This window comes from Kitasatospora putterlickiae (genome assembly GCF_039527695.1).
Classification (GTDB): domain Bacteria; phylum Actinomycetota; class Actinomycetes; order Streptomycetales; family Streptomycetaceae; genus Kitasatospora; species Kitasatospora putterlickiae.
Genome location: NZ_BAAAKJ010000218.1, coordinates 27,669 through 32,248 on the forward strand (window position 1 = coordinate 27,669; position 4,580 = coordinate 32,248).

Below are 4,580 nucleotides of genomic sequence, written 5' to 3' on the forward strand. Positions count from 1 at the left end.
CGCCCGCCGAGCGCCGGGTCCCGCCGCAGGAGGCCGTCCTGCCGCCGGTCCCCCGGGTACCGCCGCAGGCCGGCCGGCGCTGGACCCGGATCATCACCGACCGCACCGCCCGGCTCACCGCCGAGCAGGCCGGCCAGCCGCCGCAGCGGATCCGCGCCCGGTGGCGCCGGCACTGCCACGAACTGGTCCGCTCGGCCGCGCTCGCCCCGCAGGGCAGCACCCCGGTGGACTTCGGCTTCGCGACCGTCCCGCTCCGGGACGCCTTCGTCGACCGGGCCTTCGAGTGCTACGTGCACGGGGAGGACGTCGCCCGCGCGGTCGCCTACCCCTACGACCCGCCGGCCCCGCAGCACCTCCGGCAGATGATCGACCTGGCCGTCCGGATGCTGCCGCTGGCGCTGGCCGGACAGCGGGCGGCCCACCCCGAGCTCACCGGGGCGCCGGTCGGCGCACCCGGACGCGCGGACGGGGGCCGGGCCGGCCGCCGGATCCGGCTGGTGATCGACGGCCCGGCGTCCGGCGAGTGGCTGATACCGCTGGACGGCCCGGACGCGGGCCCGCCGGTCGGCGAGCCGGTGGCCGCGATGGTGCTGGACGGACTGGAGTTCTGCCAGCTGGCCGCGGCGCACCGGGACCCGGACCGGCTGCCGGTCGGCGAGCACGGCGACCGGGCCGCGATCCGCGAGGTGCTGCGCGCGACGCCGCTGCTCTCCCGCCCGTAGCCCGCCCTCAGCCCGCTCGCGGCCGCCCGCAGCGGCTCACCGGTCAGGCGAAGACCACCGTCCGGGTGCCGTTCAGCAGCACCCGGTGCTCGCTGTGCCACTTCACCGCGCGGGCCAGCGCCTGGCACTCGACGTCCCGGCCGAGCGCGACCAGCTGGTCCGGGGTGACGTCGTGGGTCACCCGGGCCACCTCCTGCTCGATGATCGGGCCCTCGTCGAGGTCGGCGGTGACGTAGTGCGCGGTGGCGCCGATCAGCTTCACGCCCCGGGCGTGCGCCTGGTGGTACGGCTTGGCGCCCTTGAAGCTCGGCAGGAAGGAGTGGTGGATGTTGATCACCTTGCCGGAGAGCGCGGTGCACAGCTGGTCCGACAGCACCTGCATGTAGCGGGCCAGCACGACCAGCTCGACGTTCTCCTTCGCGACCAGGTCCAGCAGCTCCTGCTCCGCCTCGGCCTTGTTCTCCCTGGTCACCGGGATGTGGCGGAACGGGATGCCGTAGCCCTCGGTGAGGTCGCGGAAGTCGGTGTGGTTGGAGACCACCGCGGCGATCTCCACCGGCAGCGCGCCGATCCGGGTGCGGAACAGCAGGTCGTTCAGGCAGTGCCCGAACCTGCTGACCATGAGGACGACCCGGAGCTTCTCGTCGCTCGGGTGGATCTGCCAGTCCATCCCGAACGAGGCGCCGATCGCGGCGAAGCTCGCCCGCAGCTTGTCGACGGTCACCGGCTCGGCGACGGAGAAGTGCACCCGCATGAAGAACAGACCGCTGTCCCCGTCACCGAACTGCTGGCTGTCGATGATGTTGCACCCGGTCATGAAGAGGTAGCTGGAGACCGCGTGGACGATGCCCTGCTTGTCGGGGCAGGACAGCGTGAGGACGTACTGGGCGCTGGCCGGCTGCTGTTCCACGGTGGGGGTATCCCGTCCTGAGCTCGTGCTGGTGTGAATGCTCCAGCGTGTCACACTCCGGGACGCCCCCCACCGGGCTGCCCGCAGTGCGGGACGGGCCGCCCCGGAGCGGGTCGCGCCCCCCTCAGACCTGGGTCAGGATCCGCAGCACGTCCAGCGAGCGCGGCGGGACGTCCGGGTCCTCGCCGTCGTTGACGGCCAGCTTGACGTGCGCCTCGCGGGCCGCCCGGACCGCCTCCGGCCAGCCGTGGTGCTCCAGGTACGCGGAGGCCGGGGCGTCCGCGCCGACCTCGTGCAGGATCCGCACCACCCGCAGCACCGCGACGTCCACCAGGGTGGCCTCGGCGGAGTCCCGGAAGATCGTGCCGACGTACTTCTCGGCCGACCAGCGGTCCAGCCAGGTGTCCTCGACCAGGCGGTAGACGGCGTCGGTGACGTCGCCGTACCCCGCGCGGCCGGCCAGCCAGGCGTCGCGCTGGAACCCGGGGTCGGAGAGCATGTGCAGCGCCGAGCGGAGCCGGGCCCGCCAGCGCCACCAGGGCAGGTCGTTGAGCGGCATGCCGCCCATCGTGCTGGAGCGGTGGCCCGGACGAGAAGGGTTTCGGGCAGACCGATACGAAGATTCTGTGCTGGCGGACATGGGGAACGATCGTACGTTCCCCCACCGTTCGTACTCCACTCCTGATCTACACGCGTCCCCCCTTGGATTTCCCTCCCCGTTTGCCATCCGTTGGCTGGACGGCCCTCTCGGCTTGCGGCTGCGGGGATTGGCTGGAACCGGTGCGCAGCACAGCGCCCAGGGAGGGAAGACCGATGACCAGCCGTAGGGGCTCGTCCCAGGCCATGCACCCGATCGCGGGACGGCGCCGCCGGCGCCCGCTCGCCGCCGCGGCGACCGCCGCCGCGTTGCTCCCAACCCTCTTCTCGGCCTCCGCGTGCGGCGGACCGGCCGATGCCGCCACTGGCAGCGGCGACCTCACCGTGATGACCTGGGCGCCGTCCGGCACCGGCTCGGCCGACCGCCCCGGGATGACCGACCTGGCCGAGGCCATCGGCCGGGACATCAACGTCAAGGGCGGCCTGCACGGCCGCCGGCTGCGGGTGATCACCTGCAACGAGCACAACACCGCCGACGGTGCCAAGGCCTGCGCGCAGCAGGCGGTGGACGCCAAGGCGGTCGCGGTGCTCGGCTCCTTCAGCCAGTACGGCGACGACTTCATGCCCGTCCTGGAGCGGGCCGGGATCCCGCTGATCGGCGGCTACGGCCTGTCCCAGCTGGAGTTCAGCAGCCCGCTGTCCTACCCGGTCGGCGGCGGCCTGCCCGCCCTGGTCGGCGGCAGCGGCCGGCAACTGGTGGAGGCCGGCTGCAAGGCGGTCTCGCTGATCCGCCCGGACACCCCGGCCGGCGACAGCCTGCTCGGCTACCTGGGCAACGCGCTCAAGCCGGCCGGGATCAAGCTGCAGGACGTCAAGGCTCCGGAGAAGTCCAACGACTACACGCCGGTGGCCCGCAAGGCGATCGGCGGCGACCAGCCGGGCAACTGCGTCACCAGCGCACTGGGTGCCGAGCCGACCGGCAACCTGCTCGACGCCTTCCGCCGGACCGGGGCCAAGAACACCCGGTACGCCTCGGTGATCGGCAGCGTGCAGCAGTCGGTGGTCGACTCCACCGGCGGCGACGCCGGCCCGCTCGCCGGCGCCTTCGTGACCGGCTGGTACCCGCCGGAGTCCGCCAAGGCCTGGGACGGCCTGCGCGGGGTGATCCGCGCCAACATGGCCGGCCGGCCCATCGACGCCGCCGACCCCGGGGTGCAGACCACCTGGGTGGCCTTCGAGGTGTTCCGCCAGGTCGCCGACCGGCTGGCCGCGTCCGGGCGCCAGATCAGCGCCAAGACGATCACCGCGCTGCTGGACGGCGGCGAGCAGATCGACGTCGGGCTCACCCCGCCGCTGAACTGGGCGACCACCAACATGCTGCCGAGCAGCGAGTCGCCCCGGCTGGTGAACACCTGGGTCACCTTCCAGGAGGTGAGGACCGGGCAGCTCACCCTGCAGCGGCCGGGCTTCGTGGACGTGCGCTGGGTGCTCACCGGGGGCAAGCCGCCGGCCTGAGCCGTCGCCCCGCCCCGCCCCGCGGTCCCCGGAAGGGCCCGGCCGTACCGGTCGGGCCCTTCGCCGTGCCCCGCGCCGCCGGATGACGGCTCGGCGGAGGACCGGCGGAGGATCAGAGGTCGCCGTCGGTGCGGGTCGGCAGGCCGGTCTGGCCGGCGACGGTGTTCCAGAGCCCGGCCGCCTGCTTCTTCGCGGTGGTCGCGGTGCCGCTCGCGGCGACGGCGTTCTTGTAGTGCTGGTTGTCGTTCTTCTTCGGGTCGCAGCCGCCCTGGGCGTCCCCGGCCCAGGCCGCGTACTCGTCGTCGGCGGTCGCCGAGGCCGTCCACGCCGCGTTCAGCTGCTCCACCAGCTGCGGGCCACTGGGCAGCTTGTCGGTCTTCAGCCCGGCCAGCTTGGTCTGCAGTTCCCGGCGCTGCCCGGCCGCGGCGGTCAGCGCCTGCTGCGACTCCGGCAGCTTGTCGCACTTCTGCACCGAGGCGACCGCGCTGATCACGGCCTGCCGGCTGTCGTTGGCGGTGCCGAGCAGGTCGGACAGCGCCTGGGCCTGGGCCTTGACCGCCGGGTCGACCGAGGCGGTCGTCGGGCCGGCGCTCTGCACGGGGGCGGCGGCCGTTCCGCCGGTGCCGGTGCCGGTGACCGCCGGGACGGCCTTCTTCTCCGTGCCGGCGGTCTCGTCGTCGCCGTTCAGCAGCACCGCGACCAGGATGGCCGCCGCCACGCCGCCCGCCACCACGCCGCCGATCAGCAGCCTGGACGAGGAACGCCCGCCCCGGCCGCCGTCCCGCCCCGCCGCGGCCTCGCCCGGGTGGTCCGGGTAGTCCGGCGCGGGCTGGTCG

At 73.9% G+C, this 4,580-nt stretch carries 3 protein-coding genes and 2 pseudogenes; 2 read left to right on the plus strand and 3 right to left on the minus strand.

Translation table 11 applies throughout. The features are described 5' to 3' along the window. Positions 1 to 722 (plus strand): annotated as a pseudogene (locus tag ABD308_RS21920) (hypothetical protein); the annotation flags it as partial. Positions 723 to 765: 43 nt separating this feature from the next. Here the strand turns inward: ABD308_RS21920 and purU are convergent. Next, positions 766 to 1,632, minus strand: coding sequence for a formyltetrahydrofolate deformylase (gene purU, locus ABD308_RS21925; protein ID WP_344337811.1), 867 nt, complete (start codon positions 1,630 to 1,632; stop codon positions 766 to 768). Between the two features lie 124 nt (positions 1,633 to 1,756). Next, the gene (locus tag ABD308_RS21930) at positions 1,757 to 2,272 is read right to left on the minus strand and encodes an SCO4402 family protein (protein ID WP_344337813.1); all 516 of its coding nucleotides are present in this window, start codon (positions 2,270 to 2,272) and stop codon (positions 1,757 to 1,759) included. Positions 2,273 to 2,445: 173 nt separating this feature from the next. On the opposite strand from ABD308_RS21930, the gene ABD308_RS21935 reads away from it, so the two are divergent. Beyond that, entirely contained in the window at positions 2,446 to 3,744 is a 1,299-nt protein-coding gene (locus ABD308_RS21935; protein ID WP_344337815.1) for an ABC transporter substrate-binding protein, read from the plus strand. 112 nt (positions 3,745 to 3,856) lie between these two features. Here ABD308_RS21935 and ABD308_RS21940 read toward each other — a convergent pair. Continuing rightward, positions 3,857 to 4,580: pseudogene (locus tag ABD308_RS21940) on the minus strand (hypothetical protein); the annotation flags it as partial.